The organism is Paeniglutamicibacter sp. ORCA_105 (genome assembly GCF_045798545.1).
Lineage (GTDB): Bacteria > Actinomycetota > Actinomycetes > Actinomycetales > Micrococcaceae > Paeniglutamicibacter > Paeniglutamicibacter sulfureus.
Genome location: NZ_JBIXLM010000030.1, coordinates 28,098 through 53,888, shown reverse-complemented (window position 1 = coordinate 53,888; position 25,791 = coordinate 28,098). Strand labels below are relative to the sequence as shown.

The window sequence follows — 25,791 nt, the reverse complement described above, 5'->3', positions numbered from 1 at the left end:
CCCCCCCCCCCCCCCCCCCATTGACAGGGAACGCAAAAGGCCCCAAACGCAATGTTTGAGGCCTTTTGTATTTCGTGGAGGTAAGGGGATTCGAACCCCTGACCTTCTGCATGCCATGCAGACGCGCTACCAACTGCGCCATACCCCCGAAAAGGATCAGTTCAAGGCTTTCTCGAAAGGCTGCCGAACCGAGATAACAATCTACAGCACGATGTGCCCCATGCGCCAATCGAGCGTGGACCACTGGCGCCTTACCCCCTGAAAACGTCTCCTCCAGGCGCCCCCTAAGCGCGAAAGCAAGCGGAAAAACAACGACAGCCCATCCGAACATGACATCGATCACAGGCCTCGAGAGCGATCTTGGCACAGCATGTCGACCAGTCCTCCCGCGACGGGAAGTATCCACCACTCCCGAGAGCCGGCGCGAGGATTCGACCGCGTCGTTGCAGGTCAGGACTCGTACCCAATACCAGTGCACGACAGGTTAGTAAGAGATGGCCCAAAATCTCGCTACTCTATCAACATGGCAATTCGTGGTTCATACGCAAAGGGCATCGCTAAACGCGCCGAGATTCTAGATGTCGCGCTGGAGGTGTTCGCCGTCGAGGGCTACCGGGGAACATCGCTACGCAAGGTCGCAAGCCTTTGCGACCTGTCCCTGGCCGGCGTGATGCACTACTTCGATTCCAAGGAAGACTTGCTCGTCCAGATACTGCGCGAGCGCGACGCCCGCAATGAAATCAGCGGAACCATTGCCGAACAAGAGGGTCGCTTCGAGGATATCTTGGGGCAGGGTCCCAACGAACCGGGGCTGATTGCCCTGTACGTCACCATGGCGGCAGCTGCCGCGGATCCCGCACATCCCGCAGCTGCGTACTTCCAGGAACGAAATGCCCGCCTGCTGAAGTTGTCCGAAGATTCCTACTATGCCGACAAGCCCAAGCCATCGGCCGAGGAACTCGCGTACTTCCACGCGATGACCCGGATGGTCCTGGCCACGGCCGATGGACTGCAACAACAGTGGCTGGTGGACCGCAGCGTCGACGTCGTGGGCACCATGAAGCTGTTGATGGAACAGGCCCACGAGGCAACGGAGCGCAAGCTCGCGACATTTCGTGCCGCAACCGGCGACGCATAGCGCGAGGCAATAACAGCGAACCTGCTAGCTTGCCGCCGACGAAAGTCGCTTGGCACGCCATCCCGTGGCCAAGGCCAGCAACAGGCCGATCAAGGCGAGGCCGGCACCCAGGAATGAAGGTGCGCGGTATCCCAATCCCGCGGTGATGACGGCGGCGCCCAGCGCCGCACCAAGCGCGTTGGCAACGTTCAGTGCCGAGTGGTTCAGTGAGGCGGCCAGGGATTGGGCGTGTGGTGCGGAGTCCATGAGCAATGCCTGGAGCGCAGGAATCAGCAGCGATCCGGTTCCGCCCAGGATGAAGACCAGGATCAGTGCCGGCACCGCATGGGTGGATACGAGGCCGAACACGGTCATGAACACGACCATGGCGGTTGTTGCCACATAGATGGCTCCCAGTACGGACCAGTCGGCCAGTCGGCCGCCGATCAGCGAACCGACCACCATGCCGACCCCATAGAGGCCCAGCACCAGCGGGACGGCCGTGATCGGCAGCCCCGTGACATCGGTGAGGATCGGGCTGATGTAGGAATACACCGCAAAGAATCCGCCAAAGCCGACGATGCCGGTCAACATGGCCATCCAGACCTGCCCACTGCGCAGTGCCGAGAGTTCCCTGCGGATACTGGCGCCTTGGTGTGCCGGGGAAAACGGCACGAACAAGCGAATGGCGACCCACGTCAAGGCACCCACGAGACCGACGACTGCGAACATCCAGCGCCAGCCCAGATTCTGTCCCAGGAAGGTCACCGCCGGTACGCCGATCACGTTGGCGACCGCGAGACCCATCATCACCCACGCGATGGCGCGACCCCGCATCGATGCGGGCACCAACGTGCCGGCCAGGATGGCTGCAATGCCGAAGTAGGCCCCATGCGGGAGACCGGCAAGGAACCGGGAAACGAGCATCCATTCGTAGTTCGCGGCAAAGAGCGAGCCGAGGTTGGCGAGGGTGAAGAACGCCATGAGCCATAGGACCATGGTCTTGCGGGCGACACGGGCGCCCAATGCGGTCAGAATCGGGGCGCCGACAACAACACCCAATGCGTAGGCGGAGATCAGCAGACCCATCTGGGCGTTGCTGACACCTAGGTCCGCTGCGCCTTCCTGAAGCAGGCCCATGATGGTGAATTCCGTGGTGCCGATCCCGAACCCGCCCATGGCAAGCGCCACGACCGCCAGGAACAGTTGCCGTCCGGACAATTGGGTGCTGCTGCTCGACCGGCTGTTGCCCAGGGCAGTTACGTCGGAATTCACGGGTACCTTTTCAATGGTTCAGCGGAGGGTAGGCGGCAGTGCGCGGTGCATCTGGCCTCGTCGCCGCCTCCTCAAGCCTACGTGGCCACAGCCGCTGACAGGGATGTTCGTGAGCATGCCCACGGCCACGACTGTTTCAGCGGATACTGCACCCCTTCACGCCGTCAGGGACCTCCCGCCGGTGGCCGACCCAAGGACCGCTGACTTGGTGCTACAGCGCCATCAGGTCGTTGTCTGTGTCTTGGAGCGTGGCGACGGGGATGTTCTTCCCGATCATGGTGCGAAGGTGGTCGTTGACATCCCAGATGTTCACGTTCATGGCGGCGGTGATCACGCCCTTGCGCAGCCAGAAGATGATGAACTCCCCCGAGGCCATGTCACCGCGCACGACGGCTTCGTCATCGGCTCCGCGGTCCCCGACGTATTCCATGCCTAAATCGAATTGGTCGGTAAAGAAGTACGGCAGCCAATCGTAGGATTCGTCGCGTCCGAGGATGGTGGCTGCCGCAAGTTTGCCCTGGCGGATGGCGTTGTCCCAGTGTTCGACCCGGATGGCTCGACCCAGGGCGGTGTTGCGGGCCTCGGCTATGTCGCCGATGGCCAGGACGTCCGGGTTGCTGCTGCGCAGGTGCTCATCGACCACGACCCCGGTACCGATCTCGAGTCCGGCGGCCACGGCCAGTTCGTTGTTCGGCACCGCGCCAATGGCCAGAAGCACGAAGTCCGCGGGGATGTCACCGGTCGGGGTCTGCACGGCCAATCCCTTATCCGGGTCCAAGGCGATCCCGCTGACGCCGGTCCCGAATCGGCATTGGACGCCGTTGGCGACATGGAGCTGCGCCACATGGGAACCGAATTCGGAGCCCATCGCCGTAGCCAGTGGAACTGGATCCGGAGTAATGACGGTGACCTCCACTCCGGCAGCGCGCGCCGAGGCTGCGACCTCCATGCCGATCCATCCTGCGCCAATGATGACCAGATTCTTGCCGGACACAAGCTGCTCCTTGAGCCGTTTGGCGTCTTCAAGCGACCGGAGCGTGTACACGCCGGGCAGGTCCCACCCCTCCATGTTGGCGTTGCGACCACCTAACCGGGAACGGCAACCTGTGGCGATCACGAGGTTTTCATAACCCACGGATACGGGGCCGCCCAACTCGACCTTCTTGGCGGAAACGTCAATGAATTCAGCGGTGACGCCCAGGCGGAGATCCACGTCGGCCTCGGCATACCAGTCGGCGGTGAAGGGCGGCAGCTCCTGCGCGGGTTTTCTGCCTTGGAGGTACTCCTTGGACAGCGGAGGCCGCTCATAGGGAACTTCGTTCTCGGAGGCGATGAGTGTAATCGGCTTGGTGTAGCCGCCCTCGCGCAATGCATGGACACAGTGCGCTGCGGCAAGACCGCCACCAATCACCACGGTCCCCAACTCACCTTGCGTCGTCGATTCAGCCATTGCCGCTTCACTCATGGTGTTCGTCTCCTGTCAGAATGGTGCCACCCAGCAAGACCCGCCAGGTCCGGGAAATCGGAGTAGCCGTTAGGATTTCTAGTTTTAGAATCTCACCTTGAGCCCTCGTAGTCGAGAGGTCGGTAGCCAGCCCGCACTTTGCCAGATCCAATCCGGGTGCACCCGGGAAATCCTTGGCCGAATCACAGCCCCGGTCCACGCTCCAATCAGGCCAATGTGCGACCCTTGGTAGCGATGTCTGATTATTCTGCCCGGTCCCGCGCTGTGAAAAGTACGCAACGCCGCCGATCGCGTGCCCATCGGTTCCTGCGTTTTCTGGTGATTATTGGTGCCCTGGCAAGTGCCGCGCTGATGGCGTTCCACGCCCGGGTTCCCGATCTCCTGGGCTTGGGTCTGCTCCTTGACAACGCCGCACCATGGATGGGCCTGGCGGTACCGGCGTTGCTCCTGCTCGCCTTGGCGTCCCGTAGCCGGACCTCCTTGGTCGTGCTACTGATCCCCATTTTGACTTGGTTTTTCATCTTTGGTCCAGCGATTGTTCCGCTGTCATGGTCCGCGCCCCAGGCGGGTGCCGCCACATTGACGCTCAGCAGCCAGAACATCAAGGCAGGCACCGGGGGTGCCGCGCAATCGGCTCTCGAACTGGCCGAGGACGGAAGCGACGTCATTGCCTTGCAGGAACTTGATGCCGGCAGCGCCCAGCGCGTCAGCACCGCACTTGAGGATGTCTATCCACACCACTTCGTGGTGGGCACCGTGGGAGTGTGGAGCAAGTACCCACTCACGAACTCCCAACCACTCGAATTGGGCCTGGGCTGGAAGCGTGCCCTCTCAACACAGGTCGATGCAGACTCCGGGAGCCTTCGGCTGTACGTCATCCATGCCGCCTCGGCCCGTCCCAACGACCACGTCGACCGCGACGAAATGCTGAGGCAGTTGGCAGCCGTGGTTCAGGCCGATCCCGAGGAAAACATGATGGCCGTGGGTGACTTCAATGCAACTAGTACCGACCGCGCCTTCAAGAAGATTTCCTCGATTCTCGAAGAGCCCAATCAGGATGACGGGCTCCTTGGCTTCACGTGGCCACGCTCGCCCTTCCCCATGATGCGACTTGACCATGTCCTGGTCCGTGGCTTGGAAGTCACCTCGAACACCAATGTCGAAGCCGGGCCCAGCGACCATCTGGCCGTTCAAACGGTCGTGAATCTACCCGGGCAATAAAAGCTCGCGCTAGCCGTCCGACAGGCCCGTGACACGCATGGTGATGTTGATGCGTCCCGTTTCAAGCCCACAGTCGGCCGGCGCCGTGCCGGGCAGGATCTTGGTGACCCCGTGGTAGGCAAGTCGGGCCGGCCCTCCGAACACGAACAGGTCTCCCGAAGCCAGCAGGATGTCCTCGTAGGGTTTGTTCCGGCTCCGCGTATTTCCGAACCGGAATTGGCAGGAGTCACCGATGGAGATTGAGACCACCGGTGCGACCGACCGTTCGTCGCGGTCCTGGTGCATGCCCATCCTGGATTCGGCCCCGTAATAGTTCACGAGCGCAGTGTCCGGGGTGTACTGCTCAGCCGCTACAGCATCCCGGGTCGCAGCGAAGATCGCCTTGCGGCCAAGCCGGACCATCCAGTCAGGAAAATCCAGCACCCTATTGCCGTTGACATCGGTGGCCTCGCGCGAATAGGCATAGGGGCGCCAGTGCCAACCCAGGCAAACGGTCTGCACCGACATCTCATGGGCGCCGATCTTTGCCGCACGCGGCGGCACGGGCCCCCGCCCCCATTCGTGGAACCGTGCTACCAGCCAGCGCTGCTCCTCCGGACCCAGCCAGTCGGGAACCCAGTATGCCCCGGGTGCAAGTTCCCGCCTGGGTCGGCCCAGAAAACTCTCGGAGAAGAGGGTACCCATGTCATCGCCTCCTGGTGCCACGGCTGCCGGGCGGTTACCGCTGCTTCCGCATTCCCGAACCTGTCCCGGGAATCAGTCCTTTGCCATCATATGCGGGTATTCCGCAGACCTGTTTTGGAACTCCAGGATGGCCGGGTTCTGGATAACGCCGTCACGAATCTCGATGGCCCGGGCAATCGTTTCGTTTTCTTTCCAGGCCGTCGGTCCGTCCATTACCGAATTTAGGAACGGCAACAGGCCTTCGCTTATTTCCCAGCTTGCGGAATTCCACAAATAGGAGGGGCTGTGATCAACCGAGTAGTAGTTGATATTCCGGCCCACGGTGAACATCGGCTGGGCGAAGGTGGTGGGCTTGGCCCATTCAAAACCCATTCCCTCGTCACACGAAACATCGATGATCAGGCTGCCCGGATAAAACGCCGCAAGGTCCTTGGTCTGCAGATACATCAATGGGGAGTTCGGGTCCTGCAGCGTGCAGTTCACCACGATGTCGCTTTCGGCCAGGAACGGCGCCAGCGGCAATCGTCCCTCGTCTGTGATGACCTCGCTCAGATTCGGCCCGCCGTCCTGGTCGAACTGCACCATTTGGACCGAGTGGATGGGTGAAGCGACCGCGGCTACAGACCGACTCGTCAGGACGCGCACGTCGTGGACGCCATGGGCCCGCAGGGCGGTGACCGCTCCACGGGCGGTGGCGCCAAACCCAATGACGGTTGCCGATAGCCTGCGCCCATAGTCACCCGTCATGCCGCAGAGCTGCAGGGCATGGATGACCGACGAGTAGCCCGCCAGCTCATTGTTCTTGTGGAACACATGAAGTCCGAAGCTGCCGTCCGTGCCCCAGTGGTTCATGGCCTCGAAGGCAATCACGTTCAGTTTCTTGTCAATGGCCAGCTGCGTCAGCGCAGTGTCCTGGACACAGTGCGGCCAGCCCCACAGCGTCTGCCCCTCATGCATTTCCATCAGATCCGAGACCTGGGGCTTGGGCAAAAGTACGATGTCGCTGCCGGCGATGGTTTCCTGGCGGGTGGCAAACCTTCCGACGAAAGGTGCGAGCTGTTCGTCGTCCATGCCGCAAGCCGCCCCGTATCCGGCTTCAACCGTGATGAGGTTCTTGAAACGCGGGTCAATCCGTTCAAAATGTGATGGGTGGATCGGCAAACGCTTTTCGTCCACCTTGTTCGAAGTTGCAATGACACCCAGTGTTAGTTCGTTATTAAAGCCCATGCGTCTTGTTCTCTTCCTATGTGGAGCAGTCCAAAATGGACCGCCCCATAGGGCTTACGGTACACGGGTCGTCCTAACCTTGCCTCAGAAAAAGTCTTGACCCCTCGCCCCGAAGCCTCCGGGACATGGGGCGTCGTCGCGATCGAAAAAGGGGGCAATTCCCGCGGCCGACATGGCCGTGAGCGGACTGCCGGCATCCTGCCGTCGGTGCTCCGGCACGTCCCTATGTGACTCGCGATGGTGCGAGGCCATGTCCGGCGGCATGAAGCCCGTCGGCGCGAATTGAGGTCGAAGATGATGGGCTCCGTCTGCCCGGATGTCGCGCAAGTATCCTTGGCGGATCGGTGGTTCATTGGTGACAGATCCACACCTGTCAGCGTCGAGGGGTCATTCGAACCGCGAGTCAGCTCGGATAGGCTCGGTGGCATGGGACGACACGAAAAAACAACGATCGGGACCGCATGGATCGTCGGCGGGGCAGGGATCGGCTGGCTGTTCAGCGGCGCGTTGAGCGGCCTGACGCTCGCCCACCAGGTCCGCCTGCCGACCCAATTCACCCGCATGTTGTTCCCCGAGACAATTTCAATGAGAACTTGGCAATCGGCCCAGCCGTGGCCGATCCTGCTTTCACTTTTTTCTGTCCTGGCAGTGATGGCGTTTACGCTCCTGCTGCTGCGGCGCACTGGCATGCCGGCTGGTCGGCAACCTCTCGGATTCCTTGCCACATGGATGGCCATCGTCCTTGCCGGTTTCGCCACGGCGACCTTGTCCTCCCTCGGCTACATCGTTGCCTCTTGGCCGCCGGCGCGCTTGGCCTGGCTGCTGGACGATATCCAGCCCGCTTTGCTGGCGGCCGGCTACTGGGGAATCGTCTGGGGCTGGCTGCCGGCTTTGGCGGGAACCCTCGTCATGAAATCCGCCAAGCCGCTAACCGGCCCGAAGGCCGTGCGGCGACCTGCCGATGCCATGCCGTTGCTGATCGCAGGGCTCCTCGCGGTGATACTAGTCGTCACGATCCCCGCCGCGTACACCTACACCGTAGAAGCCCGGACCCCGCAGGCTGCACCGCCGCCGCCGGCCACTCCCTCACCGACACCATACGGCTGGCCGGACCGGTCGGACGCCTTCCAGCCTGCCAAGGACAACTGGTGCCCGGGCGAAGACGTGTCAATCTCTTGGCACGAACCCGAGGGTGCGACCGGACACCGGGGCATGGGCTTTGACCTGACGAATACCGGGACCGGGCCTTGCGTCGTGGAGTCCTATCCCGACATCGCCTTCAACAACGCCGAAGGGTGGGCCATAGAGGTGTTGGTGGTCCATGGCGGATCCTTCATGACTGACGACCCCGGGGTCTCGACCATCACCCTGCCGCCCGGCAAGAGCGCACGGGCATATCTTGGCTGGAATGCGATGGCGGCAGCCGGCGATGTGCGCACCGGAACCATGCTGGTGGCACCGTATTCAGGAACGTTGCGCCACAGTTCGCAGGTGGACCTGGACATCATTGACGGCGGTGCCGTATCGGTCACGGCTTGGGAGCCCGTCCTGGAACCAGCCGGCTCAAACAAAAGCACCCGGCCAAAACCTTAAGGTTCCGGCGGGTGCCATGTGTGGAGCATAGCGGAATCGAACCGCTGACCTCTTCGATGCGAACGAAGCGCTCTACCAACTGAGCTAATGCCCCGCGTTACGGCCTGGACCCGCAACATTTTTAGCCTAGACCCGTCCTGGCCCACGTGCAAAATCGTCGGCCGGCCAAATCACGCTTCATCGTTGCCTTCTGCGGTTCCGGTCTCTATGGATTCTCGCGCCGTTGTGTACTGGCGCTGGATGTACGCTTCGAGTTCGCTGCGCTCCACCCGCCACACTCCGCGTCCGCCAATCTTGATTGCCGGAAGGTCCCCGCTGCGCACCAAAGACCGCACCTGCGGCAGGTTTACATTCAACTCGTCGGCGACATCTTCTAGACGCATGAACCTCATGCATTGAAGGCTACATGCTCCCGCAACCAGCAAAGCGTCACCAGACACATTTGTGGATAACTTCGGCGCTTTTCGGGTCAACGAAGCGGCGGTATCCCGACAAAAAACAAGAGTGGTCCGCGATGACTCCACGTTGTTGGAATCTTTGCGGACCACTCTTACGTTTCGACCTGAGACCTTGTGGGCCAACCTGTAGCGTGGCCTGGATCCGGTCCCGCTACGGGGGTCTGCCTACCGTAGCTTGTGACCTTGGTTTAGCTTCTAACAACTACTAAAGCAACAACCGGGCATACCGTGCAACACAGTTGGGAATCACTGATCATTTTGACTAACATGGAGCGGTAGCTACCGAACAACTTGGTCAGTCTGACCGAACCTAGGCGAAGGAGCCGGAATGACGCCGGAATCGTACCAACTGGATGATACGGATAGGCGCATTCTCTTGGCCCTGGATGAGGATCCCAGGGTTCCCACGATGATGCTCGCACAGAGATTGGGTTTGGCGCGCGGCACCGTACAGACCCGCATGGAGCGGCTTGCAAGCTCCGGGGCGTTGCGCCCGAACTCCAGCCGCGTGAAGCCGGCTTCGGTTGGTCGCGGAGTTTCCGCCGTCGTCAGCGCGGAGCTGGACCAATCGCACCTAGAAGAAGCCATCGCGGCGTTGAGCCTGATTCCCGAGGTCCTTGAATGCGTCGCCCCGGCAGGCGACACCGACCTGCTGATCCGCGCCGTCGCCAAGGACCCGGATGACCTCTACCGCGTCAGCGAGGAAATCCGCCTCTGCCCGGGAATCACCAGGACCTCGACGTCCATGATCCTGCGCGATGTGATCCCGTACCGCACCACGGCGCTTCTCAACCACCTGCGCTAGACCCGCACTGGGGTCCCGGTGACTGCCCGCTCGATGCCCTAGTCTTTTCTGGGTGGCACCTTGCTGCCCACACCACATCGGACAGAGGAGCATCATGGGCGCTGCGAGCCTTACAAATATCGACGTTGCAGGCATGACCACCGAGGCAAGTCCCTTCCCGAGCGCGACCCGCGCAGGCGATCTGGTCTTTGTTTCAGGGATGGTCTCCAAGGACGAAAACAAGGTCTTGGTCGGCAAGGGCGACATCTACGCACAGACGGTGCAGACCCTCAAGAACCTGCAGACCGTCCTGGCGGCCTATGATCTGGGACTCGACGCCGTCGCCACCACGACGGTCTACATCAACGACGCAGCCATGGCCGGCGAATACAACCGCGCATGGGTTGACACCTTCGGTGGCCACCGTCCCTCACGCGCCACCATCGTGGCGCCGCTGCTGGCACCCGAACTTCTGGTTGAGGTCCAAGCCACTGCATGGGCAGGGAAGTAACCGCACCGATTTTTCGGCGGGCCGGGTCCCGAGGCACTCGTTGCCGGGCACGGCTCGCCGAATCACGTGCAATATCGACCGGTGGTCGGTCCGGCCTGGCCCGTTCAGGGGGACCCTCATCGCAGCATCGGCCCCCGCCAAGACGGTCGAAATCGAGATGGGGGGCCACTGCGGGCATGCGTTAGCGGGCGGCTGCCGACCGCGACGCGGGGTTAGCGCTCCACAGCCATTCGCCCGATGACCATGCGCATGATCTCGTTGCTGCCCTCCAGGATCTGGTGCACCCGCAGGTCGCGGACGATCTTCTCGATCCCGTACTCGGAGAGGTAGCCGTAGCCGCCGTGCAGTTGCAGTGCGGTGTTGGCAACCTTGAATCCGGCGTCGGTGGCCACGCGCTTGGCCATGGCGCATAGGCGCACGGTGTCGTCCGTCCCGCGGTCCAGGGCGTCCGCCGCCCGCCAAATCATGGTCCGCGCCGTTTCCAGCTCGGTCTCCATGTCGGCGATTTCGAAGAGCAGCGCCTGCTGTGCGATCAGCGGCTTGCCAAAGGCCTCGCGCTCTTTCAGGTAGGCAATGGACTTGTCCATGGCCGCCTGGCCGCCGCCGACCGAGCAGGCTCCGATGTTCACCCGTCCACCGTTGAGGCCCTTCATGGCGATCCCGAAACCGGTGCCCTCATCGCCCAGGCGGTTGCCCACCGGGATCCTGACGTTTTCCATGACCACCTGGCGGGTGGGCTGGGCGTTCCAGCCCATCTTCGCCTCCAGCGCCCCGAAGGAGAGACCCGGGGTTCCGTCCGGGACTATGAACGCGGTGATTCCGGCGCTTCCGGTGTCGGCGGTCCGGGCCATCACCAGGTACACGCCCGAGGATCCGGCTCCGGAGATGAATTGCTTGGTCCCGTTGAGCACGTAGGAGTCCCCGTCGAGCACGGCCCTGGTGGCCAGCGCCGCCGCGTCGGAGCCTGCTCCGGGCTCGGTGAGGCAATAGCTGCCCAGCATCTCCATGGTGCATAGCTGCGGCACCCAGGCCGCTCGCTGCTCGTCGTTGCCGAAGCGATCGATCATCCACGCCACCATGTTGTGGATGGAAATGTAGGCGGAAATGGTCGGATCGGCCTTGGCCAGCTCCTCGAATATCAGGGCTGCGTCCAGCCGGCTCATGCCCGAGCCCCCGAATTCCTCGCGCACGTAGATCCCGCCCATGCCCAGCTGCCCGGCCTCTGCCAGGACGTCGACGGGGAAATGGTGGTCCCTGTCCCAGGCCGCGGCGTGCGGGGCAAGCTGCTCGGTGGCGAAGTCCCCCACCATCTCGACGATTGCCTTCTGGTCTTCGGTGAGTTCAAACATGCTCGGCTCCTGGGTCTGTGCGGTGGGCGGAGGTCGGGTTCACTTCGGTGGGTGGGGGCCGAACCGGGGGTTCGGCTACTTGCCGACCTTTCCGGTCAACGAGGCGATCGGGCGCAGGAAGACCGGCTGGGCCAGGAACCAGACGCCCACGATCACCACGATGGACACGGCGAAGATGATGAGCCCGGTCAACCCGGCCGAGTCGTTGGCCGCGTACATGTGGTTCAGGTTGCGCAATGCCCCGGTGGCCAGCACCAGTGCCACGTGCACCACGGTGAAGGCGACGAAGTAGATCATGACCGGAAAGTGCAGCGCCCGGGCAAGTTCCATGGGGTAGGCCTTGTTGAGCGCAACTGCCTTCTTGGGCCAGGCGCCGGACATGCGCAGGCCGGTGATGATCGCCAGCGGGGCGGCGATGAAGACGGTCACGAAGTAGGTGAGCACCTGGAGGGCGTTGTAGTTGACCCAGCCGTGCTCGGTCGGCCAGTTCAGCGAGAGGTACTGGAGCCCGGCGGAGAGGGCGTTAGGGATGATGTCCCAGCTGGTGGGCACGATCCGCGCCCATTGGCCGGTAATAAAGAGCACGATGACGAAGATGATCCCGTTGAGCACCCACAGGGCGTCAAGCGTGAGGTGGAACCAGAGGTCCAGGCTGATTCGGGCGGGAGCGCCCTTGGTGCGGATCAGGCCCTTGTTGTTGCGTACCCAGTGCGCGGCCGGCCGGGTCACGGTGCGCACCTGCCAGCCCGTGCGCACGATCAGCACCAGGAAGAAGACGTTCAGGAAGTGCTGCCATCCCAGCCACGCGGGGAACCCCACCGGCGTGCCCGCGGGAAGCTCCGAATGCCCGGTGTAGGTGGCCATCCAGGTCTTGACGTCCTCAAGGGTGACCAGCCAGCGGGCAATGAATACGGCGATGACCAGCAGGACGATCAGCGATCCCGCGATGATGCCGGCGCGCACCCACTTGTTGGCTGCCTGTTTCCTGGGGGTGGACCGTGCGGTCATCTCATGTTCCTCGTGTTCGTGGTTGGTAGGTGCGTTCGGGGTGGCTCAGGAGCGGGACTTGAGCAGTTCGACCACCTGCGGCACCACCGTGAACACATCCCCAACGATACCCAAATCGGCGATCTCGAAAATCGGGGCATCCTCGTCACGGTTGATGGCCACGATGGTCTTGGCCGTCTGCATGCCCGCGCGATGCTGGATGGCCCCGGAGATGCCCAGGGCCAAATACAGCTGCGGGGACACGCTGACCCCGGTCTGCCCGACTTGGGCCCCCTGGGCAATGAATCCGGCGTCAACGGCTGCGCGGGAGGCTCCGACCGCTCCGCCGAGGGCATCGGCCAGCTGCTCGACCAGCACGAAGTTCTCTGCCGAACCCAGTCCGCGGCCGCCGGAGACCACGGTGGCAGCCCCGCGCAGTTCCGGCCGGGTAGATTCTTCCGGGACATCGGCGTGCGAGGTGATGGTGGCGGTGCGCGCGGTGCCCGGCTCGAGCCGGACGACGTTGACCTCGGCCGTGGCAGGCGCTGCCTGTTCGTCGATGGCGCCCGGGCGCAGAGTGATGATGGGCAGGGCACCGGACACGGTGGCGTGTACGGCGTAGCTGCCGCCAAAGACGGAATGTTCGGTGACGATCCCGGAATCTGACGTGGCCGCGTCCACGACATCGGCCAGCAGTCCCCCGCCGGTGCGCACAGCCAAGCGGGCTGCAGCCTCGCGGCCATCGACCGATGCGGCCAGGAGCACTGCCGCCGGGTCGTGGGCCGTCACGGCGTCGGCAAGCCCGTCGACCAGGGGCGTGAGCAGTGAGGTGTTCGCCTCTGCCGTTTCCACGGCGTGGATCTTGGCGGCACCGAGCTCGCCGAGCGTGGCCACTGTCTCGGGCGGCAGCGGAACGCTGGACACGGTGACGGCGACGGGGGTGCCGAGGCGTGCGGCCACGGCAAGCAGGCCACGCGCCGATGCGGTGGCGTGTCCGGTGTGGGTGAGTTCGATGAGGGCAAGGATGCTTGGCATGGAGGGGGACCTTTGCTAGATCAGGCGCCGGGCGGCGAGGAAGTCGACGAGTTCGGCGGCGGCGTTCCCGTCGTCGACGATCTTGCGGCCGGCGGTGCGTGCGGGACGCTGCGCAACATCCAGCACGGTGCTGCGCACCTGGACGGAGACCCCGAGATCGGCGGCGGAGATGGTTGCCAGCGGCTTGCGTTTGGCGCCCATGATGCCCTTGAAGTTGGGGAAGCGGGCTTCCTCGAAACGTTCGGTGACGGTGAGGACTGCGGGGTAGGACGCGGTGACTTCCTGCGTGCCGACCTCGGAGAGCCGCACCCCGGCGACGGCGTCGCCTCCGATTTCCGCTGACACCAGGGAGCCCAACAGCGGCAGGCCCAGGTGTTCGGCGATCATTGCCGGGATCATTCCGGCCCGTCCGTCGGTGGACTCGTTTCCGGCGATGACCAGGTCCGCGCCGGTGTCGCGCAGTGCCGCGGCCAGCGTCGCTGCGGTGAGGACCATGTCGGCTCCTGCCAGCGAATCATCCAGGATGTGGATGCCGGAATCGGCTCCCATCGACAATGCCTTGCGGATGGACTTGGCAGCGTCGGCGGGGCCCATGGTGGCGACCACGACCTCGGTGGACTTGTCCCGGTCCTTGACCGTGAGGGCCAGTTCGAGGGCTCTTTCGGTGATTTCGTCGATGACCGGGTCGGTGGCTTCGCGGTCGACCCTTCCGGTGTCCGGGGACAACCTGCGTTCCTCCGCTGTGTCCGGAACCTGCTTGATCAAAACCACGATCTTCATCCGAGTTCTCCTTGTGATGCTGGGCTTTGCATTCAATCGCGAGACTACTAGGAACCTTCAAAACTTACTAGGGCTTCCTACTAAATTGCGTTCCCGCAGGAGACGGGCGGGAACCCGCTTATGCCGCCTTGACGTGCGTTGCCTTTCCCAGCGGCACAGTCCGGCCTAGGGCAGGGTTTCGTCCAATGAGCCTTGGGCGATTTGCTCCAGCAACCACGGGGAGAAGGCGAACGGCGTGGCCCTGGCGGCGGCCTGCAGGTCGGCGGGGGCAACCCACGCGTATTCGGCAACCTCATCCGGGTTGGGCGCCAGTTCCCCGGAAATCCGGGCGGCAAAGACCGGGCAGACCTCGTTCTCCACGATGCCCGAGGCATCAACGGCGCGGTAGGCAAAGTCGGGAAGCAGCGGACGGATCCCGGCAATGGTGGTGCCCAGTTCCTGCCCGGCACGGCGGGCGATGGCGGTCTCGAAGGATTCGTCGGCACCGGGGTGGCCACAGAATGAGTTCGTCCACACCCCCGGCCAGGTCTTCTTGCCCAGGGCGCGCCGGGTCATCAGGATCCGGCCCTCCCCGTCATAGAGGTAGCAGGAAAACGCCAGGTGCAACGGGGTGTTCTCCGTGTGCACGCTTGCCTTGGACTCGGTGCCGATGCGGGTGCCGTCTGCCGCCAACAGCACCACAAGTTCCTCGCTCATGACTCTCTTTCATCAAAGGGTGGATTTGGGGGCCGGAAAATTCCATCCCGCGCTCCCAATTCTCCCATGCCGCCATCGGGCCGCGGCAGGCGTTGCCTTGGCGGCTTAACGACGACAGCTGCCCACCGGCGACAGGATGTCGTGATCCGGCAGGCAGCTGCATCATTGGCCCTGGGCTTTCCGGGTTATTTCAGGCGCTTGAGCGTTTCGCCCTTGAAGAACCCTGGGCTGCGCACCCGCATGTAGAACATGATGGCCACGCCCAACAACAGCACCCCGACGCCCAGGATGAACACCATGCCCAGGCCGCCGATGTTGGAACCCGAGCCGTAGTCCGGGTCCATCGAATCCCGTGCGGTGCTCACGAACATCACCAACAGGATCACCCCTCCCACCAGCGGGGCGAGGAACCTGAAGAAGACATTGCGCAGCGAGTCGAAGGCCTCGCGGCGGAAGTACCAGACGCAGGCCAGCGCGGTGACGCCGTAGTAGAAGCAGATCATCAGGCCCAGGGCCGTGATGGTGTCCCAGAGGGCGTTCTCGCTGAGCAGCCGGGTGATGACGTAGAAGCCCGCGGCCGCCGCACCTGCGGTGATCGTTGCCACCGACGGGGACATGAAACGCGGGGATATCTTTCCGAAGGTTTCCGGCAATGCCTTGTAGTAGCCCATGGCCAGCAACGTGCGTGCCGGGGACACCAGGGTCGACTGCAGTGAGGAGGCGGAGGAGGACAGGATGGCCAAGGACATCAGGATCGCGAACGGGCCCATGATGGGTCCGGCCAGGACCGCGAAGATCGATTCCTGGTTCTCCGGATTGCCCGCGCCGAGCCCCGTCTCGCCGACACCCGCATAGGCGATCACGGCAAGGGAGATGACCATGTAGATGCCCATGATGATCAGCACGGTGAGGGTTGCCGCGCGGCCAGGGACCTTGTCCGGGTTCTTGGTTTCCTCGTTCATGGTCAGGGTGACGTCCCAGCCCCAAAAGATGAAGATCGACAGGGAGACCCCGGCGGCGAATGCGCCGAAGGATTCCACCGCCATGGGGTTGAACCAGTCAAGGGAGATGGGCGTGGGGTCGAAGGCCGTGCCGTTGTTGACGTGGCTGAATGCGGCAATCGCGAACCACGTCAACACGATGAGCTGGAAGGCGACGAGCCAGTATTGGAAGGTCTTGGTGGTTTGCATGCCGCGATAGGAAATCCAGCACGCGGCGGCGATGAACACCAGCGTCGTGGGGATGTTGACCCATAGGTTGAGGGTCAACTCGGCGATGGCGGCATTGCCGGTGAGCTGGGCGAGCAGGATGTAGAAGAAGTCCACGGCGACCGCCGCCAGGTTGGAGAGCACGATGATGGTGGCGGCGACCAGCCCCCAGCCGCCCATCCAGCCGATCCAGGGTCCGAACGCCCGGGTGGCCCAGGTGAACGACGTGCCGGAGTCGGGCATGGCGCTGTTGAGCTCGCGGTAGCCCAGGGCCACCAGGAGCATGGGCAGGAACCCGGCAATGAAGATGGCAGGGAGCTGGGTTCCGACCTCGGCGACCGTGGGCCCCAGGGCCGCGGTCAGCGTGTAGGCGGGGGCAATGGACGAAATGCCGATGACGACGGCGCCCAGCACACCCACGGTGCCCTTGGACAGGCCCTTGCTGCCCAGGCCCGACGTGTCTGTTTGCGCGGCACGGGTTTCGATCGTTGTTTCACGGCTCATAATTGGTTTCCTTCAGCCAGGCGGCGCGGCACGGTCCCCAAGGACATGGGGGGGCAGTGCCGCACCGTCATGCGGTGAGTGGTGCTAGGACGATGCCGGCCCCGTTTTGAAGTTCTTCGGAACCACCACCAGCGGAACCGGCAGGGTCCGCAACATGCGCTGGGCCGTGGAGCCCAGGAAGAGCCTGCGCTTGCGCGCCAGGCGGCTCGAGCCGACGACGGCGATTTCCCCGTCCTGCCAGCCCAACTCGGCAATGGCGTCGTCGATGCCGGTGCCCGAGGCGATGGAGATTTCGGCTTCGACGCCCAGTTCCGCCACGACCTCCGCGACGCTTGCCCGCGCCCGGGCGATGGAGGAGTCCAGGTCCGCGGCGCCTGCCTCGACATCGTCCTGGGCCACGAGGGACACCACCCGGAGCGGCAGTCCCTGGTGGTGCGCGGCGGCCGCGGCCGCCTGCACCACCCCCTTGGCCCCTGGGCGGGTGCCCACAAAGGCGGTGATCCGGCCAAGCTGGCCGTTGGCCTTCTCCAGCGAGGCAACCGCCTCGGGGGAACCCATGGCCACGGGGATCGACGAGGCGTGCAGCAGTGCGCTGGCCACCGATCCCGGGGCAAAGAAGCCGGCAATGTGGCGCTTGCGGCCGCCCAGCACGATGGCCCGGGCACCGGTCTCAGTCGCCACGGTCATCAAGCCCTGGGCAGGGGATGGAACCGCGCGGGCGATTACGCGGGCGCTGATGCCCTCGGGCACCAGCGCGAGCGCTTCCTTCGCCCACAGGTCGACCTTGTCGGCCAGAATGGAACAGTAGCCGTGGTCGCCGCCCGGGTACACCGCGGAGAACGGTGTGGCCTCGGGCAAGACGATGGCCAGGTCAAGGTGCGCGGTGGGACCGCCCAGCGCGGCGGCCAGGGCAATTGCCTCGGCGCCGCGGGCGTCCGCGGTGTATCCAACGAGATAGCGCATGGTGCCTAGGCGTCCGATGCCGCGAGGGTGCCGAACTTGGAGACGACTCCGTCGTAGTCACCGTCGTATTCCGTACCGTCGACCGCGGCGACGATGCGGGCTGCGGTGCGCCGTCCCATGCGCACCGCGCCGTCGACGTGCTGGTAGCCCTCGCCGGCCAAGTCCGAAGAGGAGAAGTAGATCGGGCCGACGTTCTTGTTCTGGTCGGGGCCGAAGCGGAACAGGCCGCCCAGGTCGTAACTGGTGGCGTACGCGCCGCGGGTCCATTCCTCGGCCGCGAAGTCCGAGAGGTAGAAGACGGACGGTTCCAGGGCCTGGGGGCCCAGGTACCTGGCGATGTCCGCGAGGATGGCCTCCTGGCGTGCTGCCTCGGAAAGCTCGAACATCTCGTCGGCCCGGGTGTCGGAGATGAACCCGACCAGGGTGCCGGTGGATTCCCCGTGGTAGGTGTTGTCGTAGACCTCCTGCACGATTCCGGACGGGCCGAAGCAGGTGCCCGAGAGCCCCTCTTCGCGCCAGAACGGTGTCGCATACACGGCGTGGACCTTGATGACCAGGCCCATGGACTGGTGCTGGTGGGTCACGTGCTGGCGGCGCGGCAGCGGCGGGTTGTAGGAAATGCGCGAGTACAGGTTCGGCGGAACGGCAATGATGACCTTCTTGGCGTTGACACTCACGTCCGCGCCATGGGCGGTCACTCCCGACTCGGACCAGTCGAGCCTCAGCACCGGGTTGTTCAGGAAAACGTCCTCCCCCAGGCGCTCTGCCACGGCGATCGAGACCCCCTGCATGGTGCCGACGATGCGGCGGTCGAGGATGAAGTCCTCGTCAACGAGGTTGGAGAAGGACCCGGCGGAGGAGGACATCAGCAGCGCCTGCAGTGCGGAGAAGGTGTGTGCGGGCTTGGTCAGCATGCCGCCGGCGATGAACAGCCCGACGTTGTTGCAGGCGACCTCGTCGCCGGAGATGGTCCGCAGCCAGTGGTGGAAGGAGATCTTGTCGAGCTCCTCGGCCCGCGGGTGTTCCCACGGGGCGTCGGGGTCGACCTCGGTGGTGAGGCGGTCCATTTCCGAAATGAGCTTGTTCATTTCGGCCACGGTGGACGCGGCCACCGGGAAGTCCTCTCCGGTGTAGACAGTGCGAGTGCCGTCCTCGGACAGATAGATGGAGGCACCGTCCTTGTGGCGTTCGAAGGTCTCGATACCCAGTTCCTCGATCAGCGAGTACAGGCCAGTCTGGTCCGGGGAGATCCACTGGCCGCCGATCTCGATGGTTGCGCCGTCCATATCCTGGCTCCAGGTGCGGCCGCCGACGCGGTCGCGTGCTTCGAGCACTGCCACGGTCTTGCCTGCCTTGCGCAGTTCGTAGGCTGCGGTCAGGCCGGAGGGGCCGGCTCCGATGATGACGACGTCGCGATCCAGGGTTGTCATGGCTTCCACTTCTTTCGGTTTTAAATGAATGACATTCATTTACTAGACTGGTTCCATGGTAGGCCATGTTGTGCAGTATTGTGAAGTAGGCCACGTCAGGAGCGGACTTTGAAGCAGGAACCAGCAACTCCCCCGGGGGCGTCACGCCGCCGCGCCGGCCGGCCGCGGTCGGTGGTGCTGGATCGGGAGCTCATTGCCCGGGCGGCACTGAAACTGGTTGTTACCGGGGGCTACTCCACGCTGACCATGTCCTCGGTGGCCAAGTCGCTGGGTGTCTCGCCGTCAGCCTTGTACAACCATGTGGAATCCAAGCAGGAACTCATGCAATGGATCCAGGAAATAGTGATGGACGGGGTCGATTCCTCGGTCTTTGAAACGCTGCCCTTGGACGAGGCGCTGCAGAAATGGGCGGTGACCTATCGGGACATCTTCGCCGGACACGCCCCGCTGATTCCGCTGATCGCGGTCCTGCCGGTCTCCGGCTCACCGCGCACGCAGGAAATGTACGAAAAGGTCGCCGCGGGATTCACCCGCGCCGGCTGGAAGCAGGCCGAGATCGTCCCGGCCATTGTGGCACTCGAATCGTTTATTTTCGGGTCGGCACTCGATGCCACCGCGCCACTGGACATCTTCGACCCGGGCAAGAACGCCGGAAGAATGCCAAGCTTCGAAAGCGCCCTGGAGGCCCAACGGGCGACGGGCCGAAACAGCGCCGACACCGCCTTCATGACCGGACTCAGGGCCATCATCGCCGGGCTCATGGAACGGGCGGAGATCGCCTAGAAGCGCGGCTCGGGCTCGAGAGCTAGTCTCCCCTTGACTTAATAAATGAGTGTACTCATAATTGAGTATGATCGTATTGTCCGATTTCGGGTTACACAAGGTGTGAGGGAACATGGCGGCCAGCTTGGTCAACGGCAGGCTCCGGGGCACTCCCAAGCACCTCTGACCAAGCCTCGACGGCAAGGCCCGCTGGCCGCCGCCTCCCAAATGAGCCGATGATCGCCCCTGGAGGGAATGAAGCTAGGTTCCCTCCTTCCGTTTCCGACGCAGCGGCAAGTTTTTTCCGAACATGTTCGGTGCGAATGTTTCCCGGCTCCGGGCGCGGCGCCGTGGTTCAAAAGCACATGATCCTCACCCACGGGGTGCTTGTGTTCCCCGAACGCCTAACAACATCAACATCACCCATCGACCCAACCCAGACGGGAGCCCATGCGCCATGAAAGCGTTCGTGTTCAGCCAGTACAAGCAACCCCTCCAGCAGGCAGATGTCCCAGAACCCACCGTGGGTGACCACGATGTTCTTGTGCAGGTGGCTGCCGCCGGAGCGAACCAGCTCGATGCGAAGATCATTGAGGGCGAGTTCAAGGCGATCCTGCCCTACTCGTTGCCTCATGGGATCGGGCACGATGTGGCGGGTAGCGTCATCGGCATCGGCGCGAATGTCACCGCATTCAAGATTGGCGATGAAGTCTACGCTCGGGTTGCCAAGGAGCATGTGGGGACGTTCGCCGAACGGGTGGCAGTCGCCGAGGCGGATCTGGCGTTGCGACCCACGTCCATCACCGTGGCGGAAGCAGCGTCCCTCCCGCTGGTGGCGTTGACCGCCTGGCAGGCCTTGGTGGTCAGGGGGAAGCTGAAGGCTGGCCAGAGGGTGCTGATTCATGCAGGTGCCGGGGGTGTCGGGTCAATCGCGATCCAGCTGGCCAAGCACCTCGGCGCCCATGTTGCCACCACGGCCTCGGCCGCCAATGCCGACTTCGTTCGCTCCCTGGGTGCCGACGAAGTGGTTGATTACCGAAGCCAGGACTTCGAGAAGGAGCTTTCCGGCTACGATCTGGTCCTTGATTCCCTGGGTGGCGAGAACCTGGAAAAGTCGCTGCGGATCCTGAAGCCCGGAGGAAAGGCGATCGGGATTTCCGGTCCTCCGGATCCAGCGTTTGCTAAGGATGCGGGGCTGAACCCCCTGCTGCGACTGGCCGTCACGGGACTCAGCAGCAAGATCCGCCGACAGGCCAGGAAGCTCCGCGTGTCCTATGAATTCTTGTTCATGCACCCTAGCGGTCAACAACTGCGCAAGATTTCCGCGCTCATCGACGACGGCACCCTGCGCCCGATCGTGGGTGCGACCTTCCCCTTCGCGCAGACGCCGCAGGCGGTTCAGGCGCTTTCCAAGGGCGGAGTACGCGGGAAAATCGTCGTCGTCAACGACTGAGCACCACCGATCCGGATAAGGGACCGGCATTCATCTCCACCACTCTCAACATCTTCATCAAGGAGACCCACCATGAACCCCAACAACGGGGTGGATCCCGTCATCGGTTCCTATGCCATGGCCCCTACCAAGAGCATCACCGTTGGCGAGGAAACCTTCGCCTACCGGGAGCTGGGCCCCAAGGGCGGTATCCCAGTTATCTTCTTCGTGCATTTGGCCGCCACCTTGGATAACTGGGATCCACGCATCGTTGATCCCATTGCCCGGAATCGGCACGTCATCACTTTCGACCAGCTCGGCGTCGGCGCATCCTCCGGGCGAGTGCGCAAAACACTCGAGGAAGCCGCCGACGACGCCCATGAATTCATCACCGCCCTCGGATTCGAGACGATCGATGTCTTCTCCTTCTCGATGGGTGGATTCATCGCCCAGGACCTGATCGTCAAGCACCCCGATATGGTGCGCAGGCTGGTGCTGACCGGCACCGGACCACGCGGCGGCAAGGACATCGACAAGGTCGCGGGGGTGACCTACCGGGACATCCTGCGCGCTGTACTCGCGCGTTCGGACCCGAAGGAGTTCCTCTTCTTCAACCGCGACGCCGCAGGGAAACGGGCTGGCAAGGCGTTCATCAGCCGCCTCAAGGAACGCACGAGCAACCGCGATGCCGCCGTCTCCACCAAGGCACTCCAAACCCAGTTGAAGGCGATCCAAAAGTACGGGCGTTCGGAGCCATCGGATCTCTCGGCGATCACCCAGCCCACCCTGATTGCCAACGGCGACAACGACCGGATGGTCCCCACGGTCCTGTCCGAGGACCTGCACCGTCGCATCACGGGCAGCGAGCTGATCATCTATCCGAACTCAGGGCACGGTGGCATCTTCCAGTTCCACCAGGATTTCGCTCCCATCGCCGCGAAATTCTTGGCCGCCTAAAATGACGGTGCTTCCCCTCGAATCGGACGGGAAGCACCGTAAATTTCTTCTGCCTGCGGCTCACTCGGCGATACTTGGACGCTATTGAATCGCCGGACCGGACCGGGAGCCCGGGGCAGCACCGCTGGGGTGGATGATCAGACAGGTGCTCGAGGCGGTGGCCAGCACCCGGCCTTCGCCGTCCCGAATCTCCGCGTCGGCGAAGGCGGCCGCCTTGCCGCGTCGGGTGACCCAGCCATGCGCGGTGACAGGGCCCGTTTCGGCTGTGATTGGCCGCAGGAAGGAGACCTTGATTTCCAGGCTGGTGTATCCCACTCCGGCCGGCAGGGTGCTGTGCACGGCACACCCGCACACCGAGTCCAGCACCGTGGCGAAGAATCCCCCGTGCACGGATCCGATCGGGTTGTAGTGCGATTCATCCGGCTGCGCCGTCATCACGACGTCCCCATCGGAGACGGTCACGAACTCCAACCCGATGTGGCTGCTGATCGGCGGTGCCGCGATGCGCCCTTCGGCCATGGCGCGCAGCTGATCAAGTCCGGTCCGCTCGAACAACTTTGCCTTATCCGCTTCGGGGATCTGGTAATGGATCGTTCGCGAACGGTTCGCCGGTGGCGTGGGGTTTGCTGACATCGTTTGATCTCCACTTGCTCGATACGGGTGATGGTTGTTCGGGCTCGGTGCGTCGGCTGCCGCCTAGCGCGGAAGAATGGCAGAAACCTGCGCCCTGATGTCACCGATGACCTCAACGGTCCTCCGCTGCGCATTGATGCCGGCGGCCATCGCGAGGTACATGACCGCGGAGACAACGCCTGCAAGTGTTGTCGCTTCGCTTTCACCGATGCGCTCGTGCCGACCAAGGATCTTGGCGAGTGCTTCCTGGGTCTGGGCGACAATTCCCAAGGCCTCGGCATGACGCGGCTCGGCCGGGTCGCCGAAGACCATCTCACGCAGGTAGGTGCGCCCGTTCTCGACCTGGACGCGGTTGCATTCCACAATTGGGGTCACAATTGCCAGCACGGCATCGAGCACGTCCGGCATTTTCTCGGCCGCTGCCTGACCATGTTCCAGCGCGAGGGCGTAGTGGGCATTTTGGACAAGCAGCAGCAATTCGCCCTTGGTTTTCGCGTACAGGAACAACGTTCCGGTGCCGATGTCTGCCCTGTCGGCAATCTGCTGGGTGGTGACGTCCTCAATGCCATGTTCGGCGAACAGTTCACTGGCAGCGGCGGTGATGCGCTCGAGCTTTTCCAGCTTGTTCCGTTCGCGCCGACCGATGTGTTGGGACGGCGTTGGCATCAGGTGATCCTCTCGGAATAAATTATGACTGCACTCAGTTATGAGTATAGTCGCTAACGATCGGGTTTGGCAGCCCGACTAGGGAATCATTCTCCCACGATGAAATGGTTCGATCGGATAGCGATCGAACCACAGCGGCCACTCCCGACCCTCCACAGCAAAGGAATCTTTTACCCCATGACCACATCTTCCTTGTGGCGGCCCTTCACCCTGGGCCGCATCCAGTTACCGCACCGCCTTGCCCTGGCCCCCATGACCCGAAATCGTGCCAACTCCGACGGCACCCCCGGGGATCTGGCTGCCGAGTACTACGGACAGCGCGCCTCCCTCGGGCTGCTGATCACCGAGGGCACCCAACCGTCCGAGGACGGACAAGGCTATTTCAACACACCGGGCATCTACACCCCCGCGCAGGTTGAAGGGTGGCGCAAGGTCACCGATGAAGTGCACGAGCGCGGTGGGCACGTCTTCATCCAGCTGATGCACGCGGGCCGGATATCGCATCCGGACAACACCGCGCACCGTCGGGCGGCTGTGGCCCCGTCGGCAATTGCCCCGGACGATGCGATCTTCACTCCCACCGGCCCCCAGCAGGTCCCGGTCCCGCGCGAGCTGCGCAGTGGGGAGATCGGTGAGGTCATCGGGGAGTTCCGCCACGCGGCGGCCTCGGCGATCGAGGCCGGGGCCGACGGTGTGGAGATCCATGGTGCCAACGGCTACCTCCTGCACCAGTTCCTGTCCCCGAACGCCAACCAACGCACCGACGCCTACGGCGGATCGGTGGAAAACCGCGCTCGCTTTGCCATCGAGGTTGCCCGCGCCGTGGCCGAGGAGATTGGAGCCGACCGTACGGGCATCCGCATCTCCCCCGCCTTCCCGCTGGGCGGGCTCAACGAGGGTGACACCGAGGCGGTGCGCACCCAATACCGGTATCTCGTCGGTGAACTCGCGAAGCTGAACCTGGCGTACCTGCACGTGCACCATCTGGGTGACGACGAATTGCTGCGTTCGTTCCGTGAGCTGTGGCCAAGCGCCCTGCTGGTCCTGCGCTACGGGCGCGAGCGGGAACAGATCGCCTCCGACATCGACGCAGGTCTCTCCGATCTGGCCCCGCTGGGCCGCCTCGCCCTGGCCAACCCCGACATCGTTGAGCGCCTGCGCACCGACGCAACGCTGAACGAGATCATGCCAACGACCATCTATGGCGGTGGCGCCGCCGGATACACCGATTATCCAGCACTCAACCAATCCTGACCCCACCACCCTCCCGGGAAAGCGCGACTGCGCAACCCTGACGCAACAAGAAAAGGAATCTCACCATGACCTCATTGAACGGAGCCGTGGTCCTCGTCACCGGGGCGAACGGCGGTATCGGCACCCACTTCGTAAACGATGCCCTGGCCCGTGGAGCGGCAAAGGTCTACGCCTCCGCCCGCACCCCACGGCAGTGGGACGACGATCGGATTGTGCCACTCGCCCTCGACGTCACCGATCCTGCATCGATCCAGACGGCACTGGCGGCCGCCCAGGACGTGACGGTACTGATCAACAACGCCGGCGCCTCGGTCTCCACCCCGGGCATCCTTGCCCACACCGATGAGGAGATTCGCCGGAACGTTGAGACCAACTTCCTGGGCCCGCTTTTCCTCGCCCGCGCCTTCGCCCCGGTCCTGTCCGCCAGGGACAACGCGGCGATCATCGACATCCACTCGGCCTTGGCCTGGTGGGCAGTGGCGGGAATCTACTCCGCGACGAAGGCGGCCCTGTGGTCGGCGACCAATTCCCTGCGCCTGGAACTTGCTCCGGCGGGAGTCCAGGTCCTCGGCGTGCACGTCGGATACGTGGACACCGCAATGGCCGCACACACCACCGAGCCGAAGGTGGACCCGGCAGACCTGGTGGCTTTGGTCTTTGACGCACTCGAAGCCGGCGAGCACGAGATCCTCGCGGACCAGACGTCGGTTCAGCTCAAGGCGGCCCTCAGCGCCCCCTTGGAATCCGTCTACCCGCAGCTGGCCGTCAGGAAATAGCGGCAAACAGCCGCAGGTGCTCCA

Annotated in this window: 25 protein-coding genes and 2 tRNA genes; 10 read left to right on the top strand and 17 right to left on the bottom strand. The window is 63.6% G+C overall.

Going from position 1 to position 25,791, the window contains the following annotated elements; genetic code table 11:
- Nucleotides 1-75 precede the first annotated feature (75 nt).
- A tRNA-Ala gene (locus ACIPUB_RS14610) sits at nt 76-148 on the bottom strand.
- Between the two features lie 375 nt (nt 149-523).
- On the opposite strand from ACIPUB_RS14610, the gene ACIPUB_RS14605 reads away from it, so the two are divergent.
- On the top strand, nt 524-1,138 hold the full coding sequence (locus tag ACIPUB_RS14605; protein ID WP_407608029.1) for a TetR/AcrR family transcriptional regulator: 615 nt from the start codon (nt 524-526) through the stop codon (nt 1,136-1,138).
- Between the two features lie 24 nt (nt 1,139-1,162).
- Here ACIPUB_RS14605 and ACIPUB_RS14600 read toward each other — a convergent pair whose 3' ends face one another.
- Complete coding sequence (locus tag ACIPUB_RS14600) at nt 1,163-2,296, bottom strand: MFS transporter (protein WP_407608031.1); 1,134 nt, start codon at nt 2,294-2,296, stop codon at nt 1,163-1,165.
- A gap of 307 nt (nt 2,297-2,603) precedes the next feature.
- A complete protein-coding gene (locus tag ACIPUB_RS14595; protein WP_407608028.1) occupies nt 2,604-3,857 on the bottom strand; it encodes an NAD(P)/FAD-dependent oxidoreductase in 1,254 nt (417 codons plus the stop codon).
- Nucleotides 3,858-4,175: 318 nt separating this feature from the next.
- Between ACIPUB_RS14595 and ACIPUB_RS14590 the strand changes: the two genes are divergently transcribed.
- On the top strand, nt 4,176-5,078 hold the full coding sequence (locus ACIPUB_RS14590; protein ID WP_407608027.1) for an endonuclease/exonuclease/phosphatase family protein: 903 nt from the start codon (nt 4,176-4,178) through the stop codon (nt 5,076-5,078).
- 9 nt (nt 5,079-5,087) lie between these two features.
- Here the strand turns inward: ACIPUB_RS14590 and ACIPUB_RS14585 are convergent, their stop codons facing one another.
- A complete protein-coding gene (locus ACIPUB_RS14585; RefSeq protein WP_407608026.1) occupies nt 5,088-5,762 on the bottom strand; it encodes an alpha-ketoglutarate-dependent dioxygenase AlkB family protein in 675 nt (224 codons plus the stop codon).
- Nucleotides 5,763-5,834: 72 nt separating this feature from the next.
- Nucleotides 5,835-6,989, bottom strand: a complete 1,155-nt coding sequence (locus ACIPUB_RS14580) for a N(5)-(carboxyethyl)ornithine synthase (RefSeq protein ID WP_407608025.1) — start codon at nt 6,987-6,989, stop codon at nt 5,835-5,837.
- Nucleotides 6,990-7,415: 426 nt separating this feature from the next.
- On the opposite strand from ACIPUB_RS14580, the gene ACIPUB_RS14575 reads away from it, so the two are divergent.
- A complete protein-coding gene (locus ACIPUB_RS14575; protein ID WP_407608024.1) occupies nt 7,416-8,582 on the top strand; it encodes a DUF4232 domain-containing protein in 1,167 nt (388 codons plus the stop codon).
- Nucleotides 8,583-8,603: 21 nt separating this feature from the next.
- On the opposite strand, the gene ACIPUB_RS14570 is transcribed toward ACIPUB_RS14575, so the two are convergent.
- Nucleotides 8,604-8,676: transfer RNA gene (locus tag ACIPUB_RS14570), tRNA-Ala, on the bottom strand.
- Nucleotides 8,677-8,752: 76 nt separating this feature from the next.
- The gene (locus ACIPUB_RS14565; protein WP_264270243.1) at nt 8,753-8,965 is read right to left on the bottom strand and encodes a helix-turn-helix domain-containing protein; all 213 of its coding nucleotides are present in this window, start codon (nt 8,963-8,965) and stop codon (nt 8,753-8,755) included.
- A 403-nt stretch (nt 8,966-9,368) separates the two neighbouring features.
- On the opposite strand from ACIPUB_RS14565, the gene ACIPUB_RS14560 reads away from it, so the two are divergent.
- Together ACIPUB_RS14560 and ACIPUB_RS14555 are read left to right on the top strand one after the other, a co-directional pair.
- Nucleotides 9,369-9,845, top strand: coding sequence for an Lrp/AsnC family transcriptional regulator (locus tag ACIPUB_RS14560; protein WP_264270185.1), 477 nt, complete (start codon nt 9,369-9,371; stop codon nt 9,843-9,845).
- Between the two features lie 94 nt (nt 9,846-9,939).
- The gene (locus ACIPUB_RS14555; protein ID WP_407608023.1) at nt 9,940-10,335 is read left to right on the top strand and encodes a RidA family protein; all 396 of its coding nucleotides are present in this window, start codon (nt 9,940-9,942) and stop codon (nt 10,333-10,335) included.
- 212 nt (nt 10,336-10,547) lie between these two features.
- Here the strand turns inward: ACIPUB_RS14555 and ACIPUB_RS14550 are convergent, their stop codons facing one another.
- The 8 genes from ACIPUB_RS14550 to ACIPUB_RS14515 form a co-directional block, all read right to left on the bottom strand.
- On the bottom strand, nt 10,548-11,684 hold the full coding sequence (locus ACIPUB_RS14550) for an acyl-CoA dehydrogenase family protein (protein WP_407608022.1): 1,137 nt from the start codon (nt 11,682-11,684) through the stop codon (nt 10,548-10,550).
- A 75-nt stretch (nt 11,685-11,759) separates the two neighbouring features.
- A complete protein-coding gene (locus ACIPUB_RS14545; protein ID WP_407608021.1) occupies nt 11,760-12,692 on the bottom strand; it encodes a cytochrome b/b6 domain-containing protein in 933 nt (310 codons plus the stop codon).
- Nucleotides 12,693-12,737: 45 nt separating this feature from the next.
- A complete protein-coding gene (locus tag ACIPUB_RS14540) occupies nt 12,738-13,706 on the bottom strand; it encodes an electron transfer flavoprotein subunit alpha/FixB family protein (RefSeq protein ID WP_407608020.1) in 969 nt (322 codons plus the stop codon).
- A 15-nt stretch (nt 13,707-13,721) separates the two neighbouring features.
- A complete protein-coding gene (locus ACIPUB_RS14535) occupies nt 13,722-14,486 on the bottom strand; it encodes an electron transfer flavoprotein subunit beta/FixA family protein (protein WP_407608019.1) in 765 nt (254 codons plus the stop codon).
- A gap of 165 nt (nt 14,487-14,651) precedes the next feature.
- Nucleotides 14,652-15,182, bottom strand: a complete 531-nt coding sequence (gene idi / locus ACIPUB_RS14530; RefSeq protein WP_407608018.1) for an isopentenyl-diphosphate Delta-isomerase — start codon at nt 15,180-15,182, stop codon at nt 14,652-14,654.
- Nucleotides 15,183-15,367: 185 nt separating this feature from the next.
- Nucleotides 15,368-16,894 carry an APC family permease gene (locus ACIPUB_RS14525; protein ID WP_407608017.1) on the bottom strand — a complete coding sequence of 509 codons (1,527 nt, stop codon included), beginning with the start codon at nt 16,892-16,894 and terminating at the stop codon, nt 15,368-15,370.
- A gap of 84 nt (nt 16,895-16,978) precedes the next feature.
- A complete protein-coding gene (locus ACIPUB_RS14520; protein WP_407608016.1) occupies nt 16,979-17,857 on the bottom strand; it encodes a universal stress protein in 879 nt (292 codons plus the stop codon).
- A gap of 5 nt (nt 17,858-17,862) precedes the next feature.
- Nucleotides 17,863-19,287: a flavin monoamine oxidase family protein gene (locus tag ACIPUB_RS14515; RefSeq protein WP_407608015.1), complete on the bottom strand. Its 1,425-nt coding sequence runs from the start codon at nt 19,285-19,287 to the stop codon at nt 17,863-17,865.
- Between the two features lie 108 nt (nt 19,288-19,395).
- On the opposite strand from ACIPUB_RS14515, the gene ACIPUB_RS14510 reads away from it, so the two are divergent.
- The 3 genes from ACIPUB_RS14510 (at nt 19,396) to ACIPUB_RS14500 (ending at nt 22,438) form a co-directional block, all read left to right on the top strand.
- On the top strand, nt 19,396-20,070 hold the full coding sequence (locus ACIPUB_RS14510) for a TetR/AcrR family transcriptional regulator (RefSeq protein ID WP_407608014.1): 675 nt from the start codon (nt 19,396-19,398) through the stop codon (nt 20,068-20,070).
- A gap of 436 nt (nt 20,071-20,506) precedes the next feature.
- Complete coding sequence (locus ACIPUB_RS14505; RefSeq protein WP_407608013.1) at nt 20,507-21,502, top strand: NADP-dependent oxidoreductase; 996 nt, start codon at nt 20,507-20,509, stop codon at nt 21,500-21,502.
- A 72-nt stretch (nt 21,503-21,574) separates the two neighbouring features.
- Complete coding sequence (locus tag ACIPUB_RS14500) at nt 21,575-22,438, top strand: alpha/beta fold hydrolase (protein WP_407608012.1); 864 nt, start codon at nt 21,575-21,577, stop codon at nt 22,436-22,438.
- Between the two features lie 81 nt (nt 22,439-22,519).
- Here ACIPUB_RS14500 and ACIPUB_RS14495 read toward each other — a convergent pair whose 3' ends face one another.
- Together ACIPUB_RS14495 and ACIPUB_RS14490 are read right to left on the bottom strand one after the other, a co-directional pair.
- Nucleotides 22,520-23,071 (bottom strand): PaaI family thioesterase, encoded by a 552-nt coding sequence (locus tag ACIPUB_RS14495; RefSeq protein ID WP_407608011.1) that lies wholly within the window; start codon nt 23,069-23,071, stop codon nt 22,520-22,522.
- A gap of 63 nt (nt 23,072-23,134) precedes the next feature.
- Entirely contained in the window at nt 23,135-23,737 is a 603-nt protein-coding gene (locus tag ACIPUB_RS14490; RefSeq protein WP_407608010.1) for a TetR/AcrR family transcriptional regulator, read from the bottom strand.
- A 177-nt stretch (nt 23,738-23,914) separates the two neighbouring features.
- Between ACIPUB_RS14490 and ACIPUB_RS14485 the strand changes: the two genes are divergently transcribed.
- Together ACIPUB_RS14485 and ACIPUB_RS14480 are read left to right on the top strand one after the other, a co-directional pair.
- Entirely contained in the window at nt 23,915-24,991 is a 1,077-nt protein-coding gene (locus ACIPUB_RS14485; RefSeq protein WP_407608009.1) for an alkene reductase, read from the top strand.
- 65 nt (nt 24,992-25,056) lie between these two features.
- Nucleotides 25,057-25,767: an SDR family oxidoreductase gene (locus ACIPUB_RS14480; protein WP_407608008.1), complete on the top strand. Its 711-nt coding sequence runs from the start codon at nt 25,057-25,059 to the stop codon at nt 25,765-25,767.
- The last annotated feature ends 24 nt before the right edge of the window (nt 25,768-25,791 follow it).

Coding starts and splice junctions, on each gene's coding strand:
- ACIPUB_RS14605 (WP_407608029.1), top strand. CDS start 524: ATGGCAATTCGTGGTTCATACGCAAAGGGCATCGCTAAACGCGCCGAG.
- ACIPUB_RS14600 (WP_407608031.1), bottom strand. CDS start 2,296: ATGGGCGGGTTCGGGATCGGCACCACGGAATTCACCATCATGGGCCTG.
- ACIPUB_RS14595 (WP_407608028.1), bottom strand. CDS start 3,857: ATGAGTGAAGCGGCAATGGCTGAATCGACGACGCAAGGTGAGTTGGGG.
- ACIPUB_RS14585 (WP_407608026.1), bottom strand. CDS start 5,762: ATGGGTACCCTCTTCTCCGAGAGTTTTCTGGGCCGACCCAGGCGGGAA.
- ACIPUB_RS14580 (WP_407608025.1), bottom strand. CDS start 6,989: ATGGGCTTTAATAACGAACTAACACTGGGTGTCATTGCAACTTCGAAC.
- ACIPUB_RS14575 (WP_407608024.1), top strand. CDS start 7,416: ATGGGACGACACGAAAAAACAACGATCGGGACCGCATGGATCGTCGGC.
- ACIPUB_RS14565 (WP_264270243.1), bottom strand. CDS start 8,965: ATGCGTCTAGAAGATGTCGCCGACGAGTTGAATGTAAACCTGCCGCAG.
- ACIPUB_RS14560 (WP_264270185.1), top strand. CDS start 9,369: ATGACGCCGGAATCGTACCAACTGGATGATACGGATAGGCGCATTCTC.
- ACIPUB_RS14555 (WP_407608023.1), top strand. CDS start 9,940: ATGGGCGCTGCGAGCCTTACAAATATCGACGTTGCAGGCATGACCACC.
- ACIPUB_RS14550 (WP_407608022.1), bottom strand. CDS start 11,684: ATGTTTGAACTCACCGAAGACCAGAAGGCAATCGTCGAGATGGTGGGG.
- ACIPUB_RS14545 (WP_407608021.1), bottom strand. CDS start 12,692: ATGACCGCACGGTCCACCCCCAGGAAACAGGCAGCCAACAAGTGGGTG.
- ACIPUB_RS14540 (WP_407608020.1), bottom strand. CDS start 13,706: ATGCCAAGCATCCTTGCCCTCATCGAACTCACCCACACCGGACACGCC.
- ACIPUB_RS14535 (WP_407608019.1), bottom strand. CDS start 14,486: ATGAAGATCGTGGTTTTGATCAAGCAGGTTCCGGACACAGCGGAGGAA.
- idi (WP_407608018.1), bottom strand. CDS start 15,182: ATGAGCGAGGAACTTGTGGTGCTGTTGGCGGCAGACGGCACCCGCATC.
- ACIPUB_RS14525 (WP_407608017.1), bottom strand. CDS start 16,894: ATGAGCCGTGAAACAACGATCGAAACCCGTGCCGCGCAAACAGACACG.
- ACIPUB_RS14520 (WP_407608016.1), bottom strand. CDS start 17,857: ATGCGCTATCTCGTTGGATACACCGCGGACGCCCGCGGCGCCGAGGCA.
- ACIPUB_RS14515 (WP_407608015.1), bottom strand. CDS start 19,287: ATGACAACCCTGGATCGCGACGTCGTCATCATCGGAGCCGGCCCCTCC.
- ACIPUB_RS14505 (WP_407608013.1), top strand. CDS start 20,507: ATGAAAGCGTTCGTGTTCAGCCAGTACAAGCAACCCCTCCAGCAGGCA.
- ACIPUB_RS14500 (WP_407608012.1), top strand. CDS start 21,575: ATGAACCCCAACAACGGGGTGGATCCCGTCATCGGTTCCTATGCCATG.
- ACIPUB_RS14495 (WP_407608011.1), bottom strand. CDS start 23,071: ATGTCAGCAAACCCCACGCCACCGGCGAACCGTTCGCGAACGATCCAT.
- ACIPUB_RS14490 (WP_407608010.1), bottom strand. CDS start 23,737: ATGCCAACGCCGTCCCAACACATCGGTCGGCGCGAACGGAACAAGCTG.
- ACIPUB_RS14485 (WP_407608009.1), top strand. CDS start 23,915: ATGACCACATCTTCCTTGTGGCGGCCCTTCACCCTGGGCCGCATCCAG.
- ACIPUB_RS14480 (WP_407608008.1), top strand. CDS start 25,057: ATGACCTCATTGAACGGAGCCGTGGTCCTCGTCACCGGGGCGAACGGC.